At 52.8% G+C, this 1,449-nt stretch carries 2 tRNA genes and 1 rRNA gene; all 3 read left to right on the top strand.

Annotated features, from left to right (window positions below):
• Positions 1 to 462: ribosomal RNA gene (locus AC2FLZ_RS21960) — 16S ribosomal RNA — on the top strand; the annotation flags it as partial.
• Between the two features lie 229 nt (positions 463 to 691).
• Positions 692 to 768, top strand: a tRNA-Ile gene (locus AC2FLZ_RS21955).
• 79 nt (positions 769 to 847) lie between these two features.
• A tRNA-Ala gene (locus AC2FLZ_RS21950) sits at positions 848 to 923 on the top strand.
• Positions 924 to 1,449 lie beyond the last annotated feature (526 nt).

Raw genomic sequence — 1,449 nt, 5'->3', positions numbered from 1 at the left:
CTGTCGTCAGCTCGTGTCGTGAGATGTTCGGTTAAGTCCGGCAACGAGCGCAACCCACATCCCTAGTTGCCAGCAGTTCGGCTGGGCACTCTATGGAAACTGCCCGTGATAAGCGGGAGGAAGGTGTGGATGACGTCAAGTCCTCATGGCCCTTACGGGTTGGGCTACACACGTGCTACAATGGTAGTGACAATGGGTTAATCCCAAAAAGCTATCTCAGTTCGGATTGGGGTCTGCAACTCGACCCCATGAAGTCGGAATCGCTAGTAATCGCGTAACAGCATGACGCGGTGAATACGTTCCCGGGCCTTGTACACACCGCCCGTCACACCATGGGAGTTGGTTCTACCCGACGGCCGTGCGCTAACCTTTTGGAGGCAGCGGACCACGGTAGGATCAGCGACTGGGGTGAAGTCGTAACAAGGTAGCCGTAGGGGAACCTGCGGCTGGATCACCTCCTTTCTAAGGATGTATCTGGTTAGATTTGTCCGATCTTAATTGATCTCAAATCTCGTGATACACTTAGCAGAAGATCAACAAACAAAGTTGATCAAACTCATGGACCGAGCCGTCCTCATATCTCTTCAGAATATATCAGGCCCGCAACGCTGTGGGGTCTGGCCCTCTCGGCAGATTTTGCGATGCAAAATCGCCTGTCGGGCAACGTCGACTTGCTGAAAGCAAGTCAACTGGGTCGGTAGCTCAGGTGGTTAGAGCGCACGCCTGATAAGCGTGAGGTCGGAGGTTCAAGTCCTCCTCGACCCACCAAGCCATTTTTGCCGTGAGGCAAAAAGGCGATGTCGCGGCAGTTGCTTTTGGTCACAAAAGCAATGAGAGCGACCTTTACGGGGCCTTAGCTCAGCTGGGAGAGCGCCTGATTTGCATTCAGGAGGTCAGGAGTTCGATCCTCCTAGGCTCCACCACTTTCCTTTCGATCAGATCGTTAAGCACCTTCGGGTTCTTAACCGTCCGATTGGACGGCAGAACAGCGTAAGCTGTTCGTCTTTTACATCGTATAGAGAGAAATCAATCAACACTGTTTGATCGTGCCGAGTGTGGCATTGATCTCGGTCGTTTCCATCGTCTGATGGGAGGCGCAGTTTGGGTCTAGCCGGCCCGGGATGCGTATCGCGACTGAAACGAACAGAGTTGTCCAAGTCAAATATACTAACCCGAGCGACCTGCGTTGATCAGCTGCACGGCTGGGAGACCATATGGGGTTGCTCAATTGTCCTCGTCCAAGTGGCGGGGGCGGGAAATGTATGTTTTTGGTTCAGAAGAACGATCGCCTTTAGTTACCAGCTGGGTGATCACGATCGACATAGTCGAAGCCTGCAGGCCGAAAGGTCGAAAGGCTTCACGCGCTCAAGTAGCCGAATAGGCGGTAGTGCAAGATGTTATGTCTTTCTTTTTCTGGATCAAATCAAGCGCGAGAAGGGCGTTTGGTGA

It is taken from the genome of Ruegeria sp. YKSF131, from assembly GCF_059612645.1.
The sequence above is the reverse complement of the archived record's forward strand: the minus strand, read 5'-3'. Positions and strand labels throughout refer to the sequence as shown.